This is a genomic window from Streptomyces katrae (assembly GCF_000966975.1).
Taxonomy (GTDB): Bacteria; Actinomycetota; Actinomycetes; order Streptomycetales; family Streptomycetaceae; genus Streptomyces; species Streptomyces katrae.
The window spans coordinates 1-14,508 of sequence record NZ_JZWV01000483.1; the positions used below are offsets into that span (position 1 = coordinate 1).

Here is a 14,508-nt window from a genome sequence, read left to right on the forward strand (position 1 = left end):
GGTACGAGGTGTGCGAAGTGCCGGACGTACCGCGGCTGGAGGAGACCCTCGACGCCTACGACCGCATCACCTGCACCGAGTTCGCCCCGGCCTGGCCGGCGGTCCGCACCCTGCTCGGAGAGGGCGGGGACCGCTACATCCAGCTGGCCATGGAACGCACGCCGCCCGCCACCGCCGCCGAACTCGTCGGGCTGATGGGCACCTGGCTCGGCATCCGGCGCTCCTGGGCCGAGTTCCTCGACGCCCACCCGCTGGTCCTCGGCCCCTCCTTCACCGAGCCCCCGGTCGAGCCCGGACTGGAGTCACGCGACCGGGCGGGCCGGGACCGCGTGGCCTCCGGCATGCGCCTGTGCACGGCGACCAGCTTCGCCGGAGTCCCGGCCGTGGCGGTCCCCACCGGCCTGCGCGACGGGCTGCCCGCCGGGGTCCAGATCATCGGCCGGGCCTTCCGCGAGGACCTCTGCCTGGCCGCCGCCCAGGCGGTGGAGGACCGCCTCGGGGTCCTCACGCCCGTCGACCCCCGGAGCTGACTCCCGGCCGGGGCTACCCCCCGGCCGGGGCGAGCGTCGCCGGAGCCGGGCCGTCCGGGCGGACCGTGAGGCCGTACGAGGCCCCGCCCGGGACCGAGGAGAACGCCGGCACGTACCGGGGCAGCAGGTGTTCCAGCAGCACCGTCGTCTCCCGCAGCGCGAACTGCGTGCCCAGACAGGCCCGGGGCCCGATCCCGAACGGCAGGTAGGCGCCCGTCGCGGTGGGGCGCCGGCCCCCGGCCGTGAAGCGCCGGGGGTCGAAGCGCTCCGGGTCCGGCCACAGCCCCGGATCGCGGTGCGTCAGGTACGGGCAGACCAGTACGTCGCTGTCCGCCTCCACCGCGAACCCGGCCACGGTGTCGGCCTCCGCCGTGTACCGGGGCAGGATCCAGGCCGACGGGTACAGCCGCAGCGTCTCGCTGACCAGCGCCTGGACCGCCTCCCTGCGCTCCGGCGATCCCCCGGCCCCGGCCGCGAGCGCCTCCCGGCGGGCCTGCGGGTACCGGTCGAGCAGCAGGTACAGCCAGGTGAGGGTGGTGGCGGTGGTCTCGTGCCCGGCCACCAGCAGGGTCACCAGCTCGTCGCGCACCAGCGCGTCGGTGTACTCGGGGCGCTCCTCGCCGGCGTCGACCAGCACCTGGAGCAGCCCCGGCCCGTCGGGGCCGGGCTCCCCGCGCCGGGCGGCGGCCACCGCCTCCCGGGCCACCGCGTCGATCCGGGCCAGGTCCCCGGCCACCGACTCCCGTGCCTCCACGGCATCGGCCGGCAGGGTCGGCAGCGCCGCCACCACGGCCGCGACGGAGGCCAGTTCACGGGCGGTGGCCGGGTCCAGGGGGTGCCCGGTGAGGGAGCGCCAGATGGTGTCCAGGGCGAAGTGGCGCATCTCCTCCCCGAGGTCGAAGACCTCCCCGGTACGCGCGTACCGGCGGCGGCGGTCCGGGCGGCCCCGGCGATCCGCTGCTCGTACCGGCGCATCCCCGGCCCGGTGAACTGCGACTGCAGCATCCGCCGTTGACGCTTCCAGGCCTCGCCGGTCGCGGAGAGCACCCCGTCACCGATCAGCAGCCGGGCCCGGTGCGAGCGTTTGACGTACCGGTCCGGGTGCAGCGCGAGCACGTGCCGCACGGCCTCGGGCCCGGTGACCAGCACGGTGGGCCGGGGCCCCAGCCGGACGGCGGCGACCCCGCCGAGCCGCTCGCGCGTCCGCGCCAGCAGCTCCACCAGCTGCCCCCGCCCGGCACGCCACGACTCCACGGCCGCCGCGTCCAGTTCGGGTACGGGTACGGGTCCTGCGCCCGCTCCGGCCGGCTGCCGGGGGAGCTGGGCGGGGGCGGCGTCTGTGGCCACGGGACTTCTCCTGTCCGGCCGTCGGCCCGGCCGTCGAGAGGTGCTGGACACCCCGGACTGTACGCGGACGGACGGCCCCGCACCGGCCGTACGGCGGGTTGTCAGACCCAGTGCTGGGCGCAGCGCAGCAGCTCGGTGTGCAGCAGCGATAACCGGTAGTCCTGGAGCGCTCCGTTGCGTACCGCGAGGTACAGCGTGTTGATCGGCGGTTCCTCCGGCTCCAGGAGGGTGACCACTTCCCCGGTCTCCAGGGCCATGTGGCCCAGGCAGCGCGGGAGGACCGCGATACCCGCCCCGGCCGTCACGGCGGCGAGGATGCCGCGCAGGTCGGGGACGACCGCCCCCACGTGCACGTCGGGTTCGGTGCCGAAGACGTGCCGCCAGTACTGGGTCACCAGCGGCAGCGTCTCCGCGTAGGCGATGAGGGGGACCTTTTCCAGCCGGGAATCCCCGAATTCCGCGATCCCGCCGGCGAACGCCTCCTCCGCCAGCTGCGGCGAGGCGACCAGCACCAGTTCCTCGTCGCACAGCGGCGTCGCTTCGATTCCGCGCCGCCTCGGGCGGATGGTCGAGATGACCATGTCGAGGAAGCCCTCACCGAGGCGGGACAGCAGCTCGTGACTGACTCCGGTCTGTATGCGTACGTCGGTTCCCGAGGCCACCAGACCGGCGACCGGCGGGATCACCCGGGTGGAAGCCAGTTCCGCAGTGGCGCCCAGGCGCAGCGGCCGGTCTCCTGCGACGGGTGTGAAGTGCCGGTCGATCGCCGCGTTCAGTTCGACGATGGACTCGCACACGTCCTGGGCGAGGACCGTGCCGCGCGGTGTGGGGACCGTTCCCCGGGTGGTGCGTTCGAAGAGCCGGTGCCCGATCTCCAGCTCCATACTGCGGATCTGCTGCGTCACCGACGGCTGTGACATGCCCAGCTGCCGTGCGGCCTTGGTGATCGATCCGGTGTGGTAGACGGCCATGAACGTCTGAAGCCAAGACAGTTGCATCGAGAAGCCGGCCCCCTGCATCCGGCCCTGTGCACAGCGCGCCGTTCGGCGTGGTCCGTGCTGCCCCCTCGGCGGGCGGGCGCCCGGTGTTGCCGGTCCCCGCCCGCCGAGGCTCTCTCATACCGCGAACTCGCGCCCCCCGTTCACGGGCCGGTCACGCAGCACGCTGCGCTGGACCTTCCCCGAGATCGTCAGCGGGAGGCTGTCAGTGAAGTGTACGACTCTGATCATCTTTTCAGGCGGGAGGACGGTCGCCGCGTGGGTGAGGATCGCCCGCGCACTGGACGCGTCCGGCTCCCAGCCGGAGGCCGGCACCACGAACGCCTTCGGGACGAACAGACCCTCCTCGTGCGGGACCGGAACGACCGCGGCCTGTGCGACCGCCGGATGGCCGAGGATCGCGGTCTCGAGCTCCAGCGGGGCGATGCGGTGGTCGAACGACTTGAACATGTCGTCGTCCCGCCCCCGGTAGGAGATCGCTCCCGACGGGGAGACGGTGACCAGGTCCCCGGTGTGGTACAGCCCCCCGGCGAACGCCTCGGCCGTCCGCTCCTCGTCCCCCAGGTAACCGGCCATGATCCCCGCCGGGCGCTCCTCCAGGTCGACGCACAGCTGCCCCGCCCGGCCGGGCCCGACGTCGCGGCCGGTCACCTCGTCGACGACCCGTATCCGGTAACCGGGCATCGGCCGGCCCATCGCGCCCGGCTCCGGTACCCGGCCGGGCGGGTTGCCCACCTGGCACGTGGTCTCCGTCTGCCCGTACCCGTCCCGCAGCCACACCCCCCAGGCCGCCCGGACCGGGTCGATCAGCGAAGCGTCCAGGGGTTCACCCGCCGACGTGGCCTCCCTGAGCCCCGCCGGCCGTGCGCCGAGGCCGGCCGCGACCATCCCCCGCCACACCGTGGGCGGAGCGCAGAAGGTGCTCACCCCCGCCTCCCGCAGGGCGGTGAGGATCCGCTCCGGGTGCGGCGCCGGATCCCGGAACACCACCAGGGAGGCCTCGGCGTTGAACGGCACGAACAGGGAACTCCAGGCGTGCTTCGCCCAGCCCGGCGCCGAGATGTTCAGGTGGACGTCCCCGGGACGCACACCGTTCCAGTACATGCCCGACAGGTGTCCGACCGGATAGCTGGTGTGGGTGTGCACGACCATCTTGGGCAGCGACGTCGTACCGGAGGTGAAGTAGCAGAACAGCGGGTCGTCGGCCCCCGTCGCGGCGTCCGGCTCGAAACCGCCCGGCTGTTCCCGGGACTCCTCGTACGGGACCCATCCGGGAGGCGCCGTACCGGTGCACAGGGGAGTCCAGGAGCCGGGCACCTCCCGGAACTTGGGTGTCAGTTCCGGTTCGGTGACCACGTGCCGTACCCCGGCGCGGCGGATCCGGTCCGCGAGGTCCCCCGCCGGCGCCGACGGATACGTGGGGACCAGGACCGCGCCCAGTTTGATGCCCGCGAGGATCGTCTCCCACAGCGCGACGCCGTTGTTCAGGCAGACCAGCAGCCGGTCGCCGCGGCGGACGCCGTTCGTCCGCAGCCAGGACGCCACCTGGTCCGACCGTGCCGCCAAGTCCTGGAAGGAGACCGACTCCTCACCGTCCGGCCCCAGTACCCGCACCGCGGTCCGCCGGTTGCCGGCCGCTGTCACGTCGAACCAGTCCAGCGCCCAGTTGAAGCGCTCCAGGCGGGGCCAGGAGAACAGGCGGTGGGCGCGGTCGAGATCGGTGCGGGTCTCCAGCAGGATGTCGCGGGCCGCCCGGAACGCGGCCGTCGCCTTGGGGTCGTTGCCCGTCATGCGGCCCGCTCCCGCACACCGACGTCCTGCAGCACGGCTTCGGCGATCGCGGCGGCGTCCTGCCTGAACAGCGTGTTCAGCCCGGGCTTTCCGCTGCCCACCTGGGTGAACCAGCGGGTGTGCTCGGTGGGGATGCCCAGCGCGTACAGGTCCTCGTGGACCGTGCCGTCGGCGGCGACCACCCGGAACGGCGAGCGGGTGATGGCCAGTCCGCCCGTGGGGTGGCCGTCGCCGAGGGGGCCGGTGCGCCGGTACTCGGATATCACCCCCGACGCCAGCATCGCCCGTGTCAGCCAGGAGGTGTCCCGCCGCAGGTCGGGCGTGGGGATGCGGGCGTCGATCAGCACGGCCGCCCGCCGCTGTGAGCCCGCCACGCGCGGCGAGGACACGGTGAACATGCCGGTTTCCTCGCAGGTGTCGAAGCGGGTCTCGGGGCCGGCGATCTCCACCGTGCCCCGCTCGACGAGCGCCACCAGCTGCTCGACCCGCTCCACGGGCGGACCGGCGGACAGCAGCGCGTTGCCGGGCAGGAAGTCGCGTACGAACTCGGTGTCGTGGCTGGCGGGCAGCAGCCCGCCGAAGTCCGTTGCCTCCCGCACCACGGCCCGGGTGTCCCGCAGGACGTCCAGGGCGGCCTTCAAGGGCCCCCGGGCGTTTCCGAGGTACGCCTGGCGCAGGTCCTCCCGCATCACCTCCAGCAGCCGGGCATGGAACGCCGCGGGGGACGCGAAGCCCTCACCGGTGAAGGGACGGGCCAGCTTCTCCAGGTCCAGCGGCGGCAGTTGGCCGGTGCCGCCGGTCTCCCGGTGCGTCTTCTGGTAGACGTGTTCGAGTTCCTGGAGGATCAGCGGCAGCACATGCCGGGCGAACGACAGCTGCTCGTGCCCGTTCGCCCGCTTCTGCCGTGCCTTCGCGGCCTCGATCGCCTGCCTGGTCAGGAAAACCGGCTGATAGGTGTGGTCCGGCGCCTTCTGGTTCACCCCCCGCGCGGGGATCGGCAGAGAACTGCGGGACCCGGCCACGATCCTCGGTTCCTGCCCGGACGGCAGGTATTCCAGCCGCCCCTCGTCGTTCCGCTTGAACTCGCCGCCACGGCCGACGGTCAGGGCGAGCATCACGTCGTAGAACGACAGCCCGAGCCCCTTCACCGCCACGGTCGTGCCGGCGGGGATCGTGCGCGTGCCGAGCGGCATGTCGGCGGCCGAGTCTCCGTGGAGGTAGTGCACGCCGTCACGGCTTTCGGCGAAGTCGCGCATGCGCTGCTCGAACGCGTCGGGGGAGTTGACCGGGTGACCGGTGGCGAGGAGGACCTGATCGGCGGCGACGAGGAACGGCGCCTGGTCCAGTTCCACCAGCCACCCGCCCACCGGCCGCCGCTCCAGCCCGGTCACCCTGCGGTTCAGGGCGATCAGTTCCACATGTGCGGGCAGGTTCTGGCGGACCGTGTGGAACACCGACTTCAGGTAGCGCCCGTAGGTGCGGCGGCTGGCGTAGTCGTCCGGCCCGAGGTCCTTCTCCCCCTCGGTGCCCCGGGCCCACTCGTCCAGCGCCGGGCCGGCGCCGGGCCGCCACGGTCCACCGTCCGGGACACCGGAGTACATGGTGATCTGCCCGGCCACCGTGTTCATCGTGTACCAGTCGTCCTGGTCGGTGCGCCACACCCGCCCGGCACCGACCTCGGTGTCGTCGACGGCGTAGATGCGGAGCGGCTGTTCGGGGTCGCTGCCGGCGAGCCGGGCGGCCATGGCCTCGATCACGGAGATGCCGCGCGGCCCGGTTCCGACCACGACCAGAGTGCGGGGCAGGCAGCCGCCACGAGTGTTGATCATCATCGTCACACCTTCGAAGGAGAGGAAGTGAGCCCGCTGCGGCCCCGGCCCCGTTCGAGGACGGGCCCGTCGAAGCGGCGCTGCACGTGGGAGAGCATCGTCAGGAAGCCGTCGGCGGTCAGCCGTCCGGCGCCGGCCGGGGCCACGGCCCGCACGGGCATGGATCCGGCGGACAGCCATTGCAGCCGGCCGCCCTGGTCCACGTAGGCGCGGGACTTCCCGGCGTTGTCGGCGTGCAGGCAGAACGGCACGTCCAGCAGGCCGCGGGAGAAGGCCTTCAGCAGAGCCCGGCCCACATCGGGATCCAGTTCGAGGACGCTCTCCACCAGGGTGCGGGCCTCCTCGTACAGGCCGCTGTCGTCCGCCTCCGGCACCGTGGTGGGATCGGCGCCACGGGCCGCCCCGGCGGCTTCCTCCAGGGCGTACACGTTGTCCGCGACGGTCGGGATGCGGAACGCCTCCGCCGCGGTCTTCACGATCAGCCGCTCCGTGCCCGTCACCTGCGCCAGGACGGCGCTGGACCGCAGCAGCTCCATCGCCCCGGCCTCGGTCTGCGGGAACACGCCCATGTACGTGTAGAGCACGACGTGCCAGGCCACCCCGTCCAGGTACTCGGAGGCCAGGCGGCGCATCGCCGCGAGCGCTTCCCGGTCCTGGGGGAAGCTGGTCTGCTGCGCGTAGCTCAGGGAGACACTGGTCAGCCCGTGCCGGCGGAAGAAGATTCCCTCCAGGACGCTGATCGCGACCAGGAGGGCCGGCGGGCACATCTGCCCGAGCATGCACCCGCCGAAGGACTCCAGGTGCGCACCCGGCACCCGTTCGGCCAGCACCTCACAACTGCGGGCCCAGGCGTCCACGGCGTCCCTCAAGGGCGTGCGGCTGTACGGGAGGCAGTAGGAGACGGGGCCGCCTTCCGTGGCGTCCAGCCCGGCGTCGGCCAGGGCCTCGACGATCCCCAGGGGCAACGGGGAACCGTGCCGGACCTGGATGGCGAACCGCGGGTCGTCCAGGGCGTCGATCATCCGGCGGGTCTCCTCCGCGCCGTGGGCGACGATCGGGAACCCGTTCAGGTCGCTGCCCTCGGCGAGGGCCTTGCGGGCGGAGGCGTGGTCGCCCACGCGGGTGTAGCTGTCCAGGGTGATCGTGCCGACGGTGGCCGCCCGCGCCCGGCGCACGGCCGCCAGCCCGGCCCGCATGTCGGCCGGCAGCGGCATGCCCATGCGCGGCTGCACCACCAGCACCCCGCGGGCCGCGGCAGCCGCCACCGCCCCGGCGAACCGCCCCTGGGGCGGTACCGCGGTGCCGGTCATGCGGTCGCCTCCAGCTCGACCGCATGCGGCGCGAGCTCCAGGTAGGAGCGGAACGGCTCGATGCCGGCGGAGTCTTCGAAGACGGCGTCGAACCCGGCGTCCATCAGCCGCTGCCCGAACACCGACGAACCGCGGGTGCCGAGCTTGCCGCCGATGACCACCGGCAGCCGCGACAGATCCGGCTCGGCCCGCAGCGCGGTGATCAGGCGCTCCCCGTCCAGGGCGCCGTGGCCGTTGACGCTGGAGATCACCACCATGTCCGGCCGGTGCCGACGGCATTCGGCGATCAGCAGATCGTCCGGGACGCAGGAGCCGATGTTCACGACGTCATTGCCCATCTCCTCCAGCAGCAGCTGAAGGAAGACGAGGTTCCAGGTGTGCGAGTCGGACGAGGTGCTGGAGACCAGCACCCGGGGTTTCCCCGCATGGGCGGGGTGGCTACCCTTTGCGGTCGAGGGCAGAGCCATGGATCTCACTCCCAAGCGTGATTCGAATGGTTGTGCCTTTGCCAAGGGCTGCGCCCCCGGGACTGTCCAGAGACCCGGGGGCGCAGCGTTTTCCGCAGCCTTACGGGGTGTCAGGCCGCCGAGGTCACCTCGCGGATCGGCTTGCTCGGTGTGCGCGCCTCGGCCGGCTTCGTGCGGATCGCGAGCACGGTGCAGCCGGACGACGACGACATGCGGTGCTCGGTGCCGGGGCCCTCCACCACCAGGTCGCCCTTGAAGTACGAGACGCCGTCCGAGTGGTCGAGCTGTCCGTCGAGGACCAGCATGAGCTCGTATCCGGTGTGCTCGTGGAAGTCGCCGTGGGCGGTCGGCGGGAACCGCAGCAGCAGGCCGACGGAGTCCTCGCCCTGCTCGGCGTCCGGAGCCCACAGCACGTGGTGCTCCACGCCGATCCGGCCCGGTTCGTCCCACGACGACCAGGTGATGTCCGTCAGCTCGAAGCCGCTGCGGAACACGTTCCTGATGTACTCGATCTCAGCCGACATCGGTTCCTCACTCTCGGGTAGGGGGGTTCAGCGGCCGTTGTGGTGCGTGCCGTTGAAGTAGGTCTGCGCCTCGCGCCACACGTCGCGGGCGAGCTTGCGGCCCTGGGTGTCGGCCACGGTGTGGTCGAACTCCCAGTGCACGCCGCCGTAAAGGCGGGAGTCGCCGACTTCCTTCGCCGCGGCGCTGAACGTGGGCCACTTCAGGGCGATGTCCTGACTGGGCATGTTCTTTTCGATCTTCGAGCTGCCGGCCTTGATCAGGCCGCTGCCGCCGAAGGAGTCGGAGCCGGTGTACTGCTTGAGGATCTCCGCCCCGGCGGCGGTGAAGCCGGTGTGGCCGGACCCGTACGCGGCGAACGCGGGGGTCTTCAGGTAGGGCTGCCAGGTGGCGCCGTCGATGGTCTGCGTGCCCTGGTTCGGCCCGGCGTAGCCCTGGATCTTCTGGCCGGCGTACATGTAGCGGATCATCGTGACGGGGCGGCCGTAGTCGTAGGAGACCTTGGTCTGCCAGTCGGCGCGTGCTTCGTCGCCTTCGGCGATGTTCAGCGCGAAGAACATCTTCACGTCCTCGTCGAGGCCGTGCCGGTCACGCCGGGAGACGAACGCCGCCCACTCCTGCGGGATCGACGAGGACGTGCCGGCGCCGTACTGCCAGTACTCGGCGAGCGCCTTCTCCTTCTCCGTCAGGTTCGCGTTGCGTTCCAGCGCCTTGGCGATGGCGGCACGGGATTCCTTGCTCCCGTACTTCGGCGGCGGGGGCGGGAGGTAGCGGTCCGGGTTCTTGACGAGGAACGGCTTCATCGAGGCGAACTGCGGGGTGAGGAAGTTGTGCACCATGCCGTTCACCCGCTGCGGCGCCCAGCGGGACGGGTCCACGATCGCCGACTTGTCGAAGGCGGCCACGTCCTGCGGTGGGTTGACCGGCGCGTAGTAGTTCTCCGGTACCGCGTACGACGGCGTGGCCAGCTGGTTGGAGCCGTCCTCGTGACGGACCTTGGTGACCGCCGCGACGGCCTTCGCCGCGACGTCCGCCGGCGAACCCTTCCGCGGCGCGGCGGCCTCGGCCGGGTCGTAGCCCAGCTCGGTCAGCTTCGCGTCGAAGGCGGCCTTCTGCCGGGGGAACAGATCCGTCAGGGCGAGCGCCGCGGCGAACGACACCGCCTTGCGCTTGTTCTCGTAGGTCCGCTCCGCACGGGGGCGGCGCAGCTCGCCGCCGAGCTGGGTCCCCACGGCCCTGTCGTCGTAGCCGGCCCACGCGTCGTAGACCGCCTCGTGCACGACGGCGAACGTACGGGCGCCGACGGGGGGCGGGGTCGGGTGCTCCGAGCCGATGTGATTGACGGTGAGCGCCGTGGTGATCTCCTTGTTCCACTGGAGGACCACGTTCTCCGCGTCCGCCTGGCCGGCGGCGCGCTCGTGGGGGACTGCCGCGTGCGCCGGCAGCGTCACGGCCGTCAGGGCGACCGCGATGGCCGCGGACAGCACCAGGTGACGGCGGGGGGCATGCTTGTTCATGATCGGGAAGTCCTTTGTTCTGCTCGGCGTCCTACTCGGCCCAGGCGGAGTTCTTGATGACGTCCACGAAGTTCGGGCGGACGTAGCCGTCGGTGTAAGCGGCCAGTACGTCGGCCTTGACGTTGCCGAACGTGGTGCCCGGACGGCGGGTGATCCCGTCGTTGAAGGCCTGGAGGATGTTGTTCTTGAAGTCGGGCCGGGGGTGGGCGGCGACCACGGCGGCCCGGGTCTCCTCCGACACGTCGTGGTAGCCGAGTCCGAGGACGTCGAGTTCGACGCCGGCCGTGACGAGGGCGATCTCCGGAGCCATGCGGGTGGGGATCTCCGGGGTCGTGTGCAGGGCGATCGCCTCCCACACGATCCGGGCGCTGTCGGCGTCCACGCCCCGGGCGAGGAGGAACTTGCGGGCCTCGTCCGCACCGTCGATCTCGAAGCGCTGGTCGTTGTCCCGGTACGGCTCGGTCAGGCCCAGGTCGTGGAACATGGCTCCGACGTACAGGAGTTCGGGGTCGAAGGAGAGCCCGCGGTTCGCGCCCTGGAGCGCCCCCCACACGAACACGCGGCGGGAGTGGTGGTAGATCAGGTCGTCCGTGGCCTCACGGATCAGTTCGGTGGCTTCCTTCGCCAGCTTGCTGTCCGGAATCTTGATACCGGCGATCTCGCTCATGACAGTGACCCTTTTCGATTCGAATGCATGGAGGAGGAAGAAAGGTGAACGGGGCGGGAAAGGCGGCGGAATTCACCACCAGTAGGCCGGGTAGCGGGAACCGGCCCGGGTGCGTCCGGCGATGATCCCGATCAGGACGAGAACGGCCGTGGCCAGTACCAGAAGCGGAAGGAAGAGTGCCGCATCCGGTTTTGTCGCCACCACGATCACCGCCGTCGCGGCGGCCGGCGAATGCGGAGTCCGGGCCAGCTGCATCACCCCCAGCGCCAGACCTCCCGCAACCGCCGCGGCCCACGCCGAACCACCGGCGGCCCAGAGCACGACGAAGCCGGTCACGGCGGAGAGGAACTGCCCGCCGATGACACTGCGCGGCTGCGACAACGGGAGGCCGGGAGCGCCGTACACCAGTGCCGCGCTCGCCGCGAGCGGCGGGATCAGCAGGACCTGGTCCAAGGCTTTCCCCGCGGCCACGAGGGCCACGAGCCCGGTGACCGAAGCCGCGGTCGCTGTGGCGACCGCACCCCAGCCGGGGCGCGGCGGCGCCTTGCTCACCCAGGCCCTCGAAGGGGACTCTTGCGTGGATGTCCGGGATGCGGGCATGTTTTCAGCCTCCTTGATATCGGTGGACACCGAGGAGAGAAACCAGCCTGAAAACAGCAGAGAACATCCGTGCCTGGAACAGGGATGTGGCCATCGGCCTTTCCCGGCCGGCCGGTTCGTGCTGTGGTAAATCCCCCGGTTTTGCGTCGCCTCGCGGCGATGACTGAAAACTACGGGAGGGAAGTTCGAGCATTCAAATAACCAGCGGCGTGAGGGGGCATAGGCAGGCTTGCCCACAAGTCTGCCTATGCCCCCGGCAGGTGGCTCTATGGCCGGCCGGTAAACCCGGCCTGACCTGCCCCGCGACCACACCGCCCCGGTGCCGCCCCACCGGGGCGGTACCCCGCTTCGCCGTCCACATACCGAGCATTGAGACGCGCGTCACCCACCGCACACGGACGTGACGCCGTCGCCGCCGACCTGTTCAAGCCACCACTCCGGGCGGCCAGAGGTGCGACTTCCGGCCTGCCGGGACGCCCGGCCGCAGGGACGGACGCTCAGCCCCCGACGGGGCCCTCGGCGCCGTCCGGCAGCTCGTAGACGCGTCCGTCCACGCCGGCCCGGTACAGGCGGCCTGCGGCGAAACCCCCGCCGCCGCGTCCGTACACGAGCTGCGTGGACAGGCGCAGTTCCGGGCCGGAGGCCACCGCGCACAGCGTCCCGTCCTCCACCCTCCACACCTCGCCCGCCGCGTGGGTGGCGATCAGTGGCCGGCCCCGTCCGTCGAGGGTGAGTCCGTCCGGCAGGCCCACCGCGTCGGTTCCCGTGGCCGTGACCCACCGTCGCGGGTGTCCCGGGTCCGCGGCGGGGATCCGGTACACGCCGGGTGCGAGGGTGGTCTGGACGACGTACACCTCCGCCCCGTCCGGGGAGACCGCGATCCCGTTGGGTTGCGGCACCCGGGCCCACGCGGGGTCCACCCGGCGGTCCGGGGTGACGCGGCCGATGGCCGTACCGCCCAGGGTCGTCGTGTACACGGTCCCGTCGGGTGCCAGGGCGACCCCGTCGATCCCGCCGAGCCCCGAGGCGTACACGCCGACGTCCCCGGTCTCCGGGTCCACCTCCAGCAGCTTCGAGACCGGCAGCAGGTCCCCGGTCAGCGAGTGCGCGAGGTCGTTGCCCGTGCCCACGAGCAGCTTGCCGTCCTCGCGGACCACGATCCCGCCGTTGGCGCCGATGTTCCCGGTGAGCGCGACGGGGGCCGCGCCCGGCGCGTCGATGCGGTAGACGCGGCCGCTGAAGTACGCGGTGGCGAACATCCGGCCCCGCCGGTCCACCGCGATCGACTCCGTCCAGTCCGGCACGTGGGCCACCTGCACCGGCCCGCCTCCCGCACCGGAGGAACCGCAGCGCGGCGCCGCCCCGGCCGGCGCGGCGGGTACGAGCACCCCGGCCCCCAGCACGCCCAGCACGGCCAACGCCGTGGTCCCGCGCCCGCGTCGGCGTACCCCGCCGCGCGACAGTCCGTTCCGCCCCATCGGTTCCCCTCCCCGGCCCGGGGCCGTGCGCCCCGTGCAGTATCGGCCCGGAGGCGCTGCCAGACGACGGGTTCCCGGGCCAACTCCGCCCGCGGGCAGGCCGGAACCCTCCCCTCGCAGGCCCGCGAGCCGGGTGCTTGCCGCGACCACAGGGACGCATGTGACGATGACCCCGGCACATCCGCACCACATGGGGGGACCATGCGCACCCGTACCACCACCGCCGGCCTCGCCGCCACCCTCGCGGCCCTGCTCGCCCTGTCCGGGTGCACCTCCTCGGACGGCGGCCCGCACGCGGCCACGGGCACCCCGGCGGCCGCGCCCGCGCCCGTGCAGGGCGGCGGATCCGGGTACGAGGGCCCCCGCCCGCAGGACCAGAACCTGCTGGCCTGGACCGGCGACCCCAACGACGCGGGGCACGTCACCGCCCAGTCGGCGGCGGGGGTCGGCGGCCGGATCACCCTGGTGCGGATCGGCCTGCGCGAGCAGATCACCTGGTCGAACATCTGGCTGGGCCTGGCCGGCGTCGACGCGAACGCCCAGCTCTCCAACTGCTACCTCGGCGTGTACGACGCCACCGGCAAGCTGGTCGCGTCCACCGCCGACATCTCGCCCCAGCTGATGACCGACGCGGTGGCCAAGCCGCTGCCCCTGACCAAGCCGTTCACCGCGGGCACCGGCACCTACTTCATCGCGCTCCTGCTGAACGGCAACTGGGCCACCAACGCCCTCACACTGAAGGCCACCGGCGCCGGCATCTCCGTGAACGCGGGTCTGACGCCCCCGGCCCTGCGCTACAGCACGGTCCTGACCGGACAGACCTCCCTGCCGGCCACCCTCAACCTCGCCGAGCAGTCCACCAGCACCATCAACACCGGCTGGGGCAGTCAGTGGTACGGGGTCTCCTGACCGGTCCCGCAGCCGGGACCGGTCAGGCGGGCTTGGTGAGGGAGAAGGGGGTGACGGTCACCTTGTTGTCGCACTCCGCGAACTGCCCGTCGTCCATGCCGATCTGGTGCGCGCCCGCGCCCGGGACACGGATGACGAGGGTGGGGAAGACCACCGGCGTGGAGCCGGACACGCAGTAGCCGTCCGCCTCGCCCTGGACGTTGACGAAGGTCAGCTTCGTCCAGGCGCGGGCCCCCGGGGTGAGCGTCACCGGGGCGGCCGTGCCGCTGTTGGTGGTGGCCAGCGGGAGGTTCTTGTCGGGCGACCCGTTGCCCGCGCCCGCGACCTGCGGGAAGCCGTTCAGGGTGCAGGCCGTGTGGCTGGTCACCGAGATGAGCACGGCCCCCGTCCCGGTGCCGGGAGGGCGGACGTCCGCCAGGTGGGCCGGGGAGACCTCGATGTCCTGCATGGTGCAGGCCTTCGCCTTGCCGCCGGAACCCGGCGCCGAGGCCGTCGGCTTCGCGCCGCCGCCCGTGCCGCCGGTGGAGGAGGAGCCCCCGGAGC

The 14,508-nt window shown here is 72.2% G+C and carries 14 protein-coding genes and 1 pseudogene; 2 read left to right on the forward strand and 13 right to left on the reverse strand.

Annotation, left to right across the window (positions count from 1 at the left end; genetic code table 11):
• The coding region (locus VR44_RS17825) for an amidase family protein (protein WP_045948509.1) at positions 1–530 on the forward strand (530 nt) is incomplete at its 5' end.
• Between the two features lie 13 nt (positions 531–543).
• On the opposite strand, the gene VR44_RS17830 is transcribed toward VR44_RS17825, so the two are convergent.
• The 12 genes and pseudogenes from VR44_RS17830 to VR44_RS17880 form a co-directional block, all read right to left on the reverse strand.
• Positions 544–1,413, reverse strand: a complete 870-nt coding sequence (locus VR44_RS17830) for a cytochrome P450 (RefSeq protein ID WP_245691914.1) — start codon at positions 1,411–1,413, stop codon at positions 544–546.
• 110 nt (positions 1,414–1,523) lie between these two features.
• Positions 1,524–1,928, reverse strand: a pseudogene (locus tag VR44_RS48855) (cytochrome P450); the annotation flags it as partial.
• 50 nt (positions 1,929–1,978) lie between these two features.
• Positions 1,979–2,875 (reverse strand): LysR family transcriptional regulator, encoded by an 897-nt coding sequence (locus tag VR44_RS17835; protein WP_045948518.1) that lies wholly within the window; start codon positions 2,873–2,875, stop codon positions 1,979–1,981.
• A gap of 117 nt (positions 2,876–2,992) precedes the next feature.
• A complete protein-coding gene (locus tag VR44_RS17840; RefSeq protein ID WP_045948510.1) occupies positions 2,993–4,666 on the reverse strand; it encodes an AMP-binding protein in 1,674 nt (557 codons plus the stop codon).
• The gene (locus tag VR44_RS17845) at positions 4,663–6,498 is read right to left on the reverse strand and encodes an FAD/NAD(P)-binding protein (protein ID WP_052713678.1); all 1,836 of its coding nucleotides are present in this window, start codon (positions 6,496–6,498) and stop codon (positions 4,663–4,665) included. Before VR44_RS17845 ends, VR44_RS17840 begins: the two co-directional genes overlap by 4 nt.
• A gap of 2 nt (positions 6,499–6,500) precedes the next feature.
• Entirely contained in the window at positions 6,501–7,805 is a 1,305-nt protein-coding gene (locus VR44_RS17850; RefSeq protein ID WP_052713679.1) for a methylaspartate mutase, read from the reverse strand.
• Entirely contained in the window at positions 7,802–8,215 is a 414-nt protein-coding gene (locus tag VR44_RS17855; RefSeq protein WP_342669361.1) for a cobalamin B12-binding domain-containing protein, read from the reverse strand. Before VR44_RS17855 ends, VR44_RS17850 begins: the two co-directional genes overlap by 4 nt.
• A gap of 167 nt (positions 8,216–8,382) precedes the next feature.
• Entirely contained in the window at positions 8,383–8,796 is a 414-nt protein-coding gene (locus tag VR44_RS17860; protein ID WP_045948512.1) for a cupin domain-containing protein, read from the reverse strand.
• Positions 8,797–8,823: 27 nt separating this feature from the next.
• A complete protein-coding gene (locus VR44_RS17865) occupies positions 8,824–10,311 on the reverse strand; it encodes a vanadium-dependent haloperoxidase (RefSeq protein ID WP_052713680.1) in 1,488 nt (495 codons plus the stop codon).
• Positions 10,312–10,342: 31 nt separating this feature from the next.
• Positions 10,343–10,978, reverse strand: coding sequence for an HD domain-containing protein (locus VR44_RS17870; protein WP_045948513.1), 636 nt, complete (start codon positions 10,976–10,978; stop codon positions 10,343–10,345).
• A gap of 72 nt (positions 10,979–11,050) precedes the next feature.
• On the reverse strand, positions 11,051–11,578 hold the full coding sequence (locus VR44_RS17875) for an HPP family protein (protein ID WP_045948514.1): 528 nt from the start codon (positions 11,576–11,578) through the stop codon (positions 11,051–11,053).
• Between the two features lie 497 nt (positions 11,579–12,075).
• Positions 12,076–13,056, reverse strand: coding sequence for an SMP-30/gluconolactonase/LRE family protein (locus tag VR44_RS17880; RefSeq protein WP_045948515.1), 981 nt, complete (start codon positions 13,054–13,056; stop codon positions 12,076–12,078).
• Positions 13,057–13,257: 201 nt separating this feature from the next.
• Here VR44_RS17880 and VR44_RS17885 point away from each other — a divergent pair, with 201 nt between their 5' ends.
• Entirely contained in the window at positions 13,258–13,965 is a 708-nt protein-coding gene (locus tag VR44_RS17885) for a hypothetical protein (protein WP_045948516.1), read from the forward strand.
• A 22-nt stretch (positions 13,966–13,987) separates the two neighbouring features.
• Here VR44_RS17885 and VR44_RS17890 read toward each other — a convergent pair.
• Positions 13,988–14,508: DUF4232 domain-containing protein (locus VR44_RS17890; RefSeq protein WP_045948517.1), on the reverse strand; the 521-nt coding region annotated here is incomplete at its 5' end.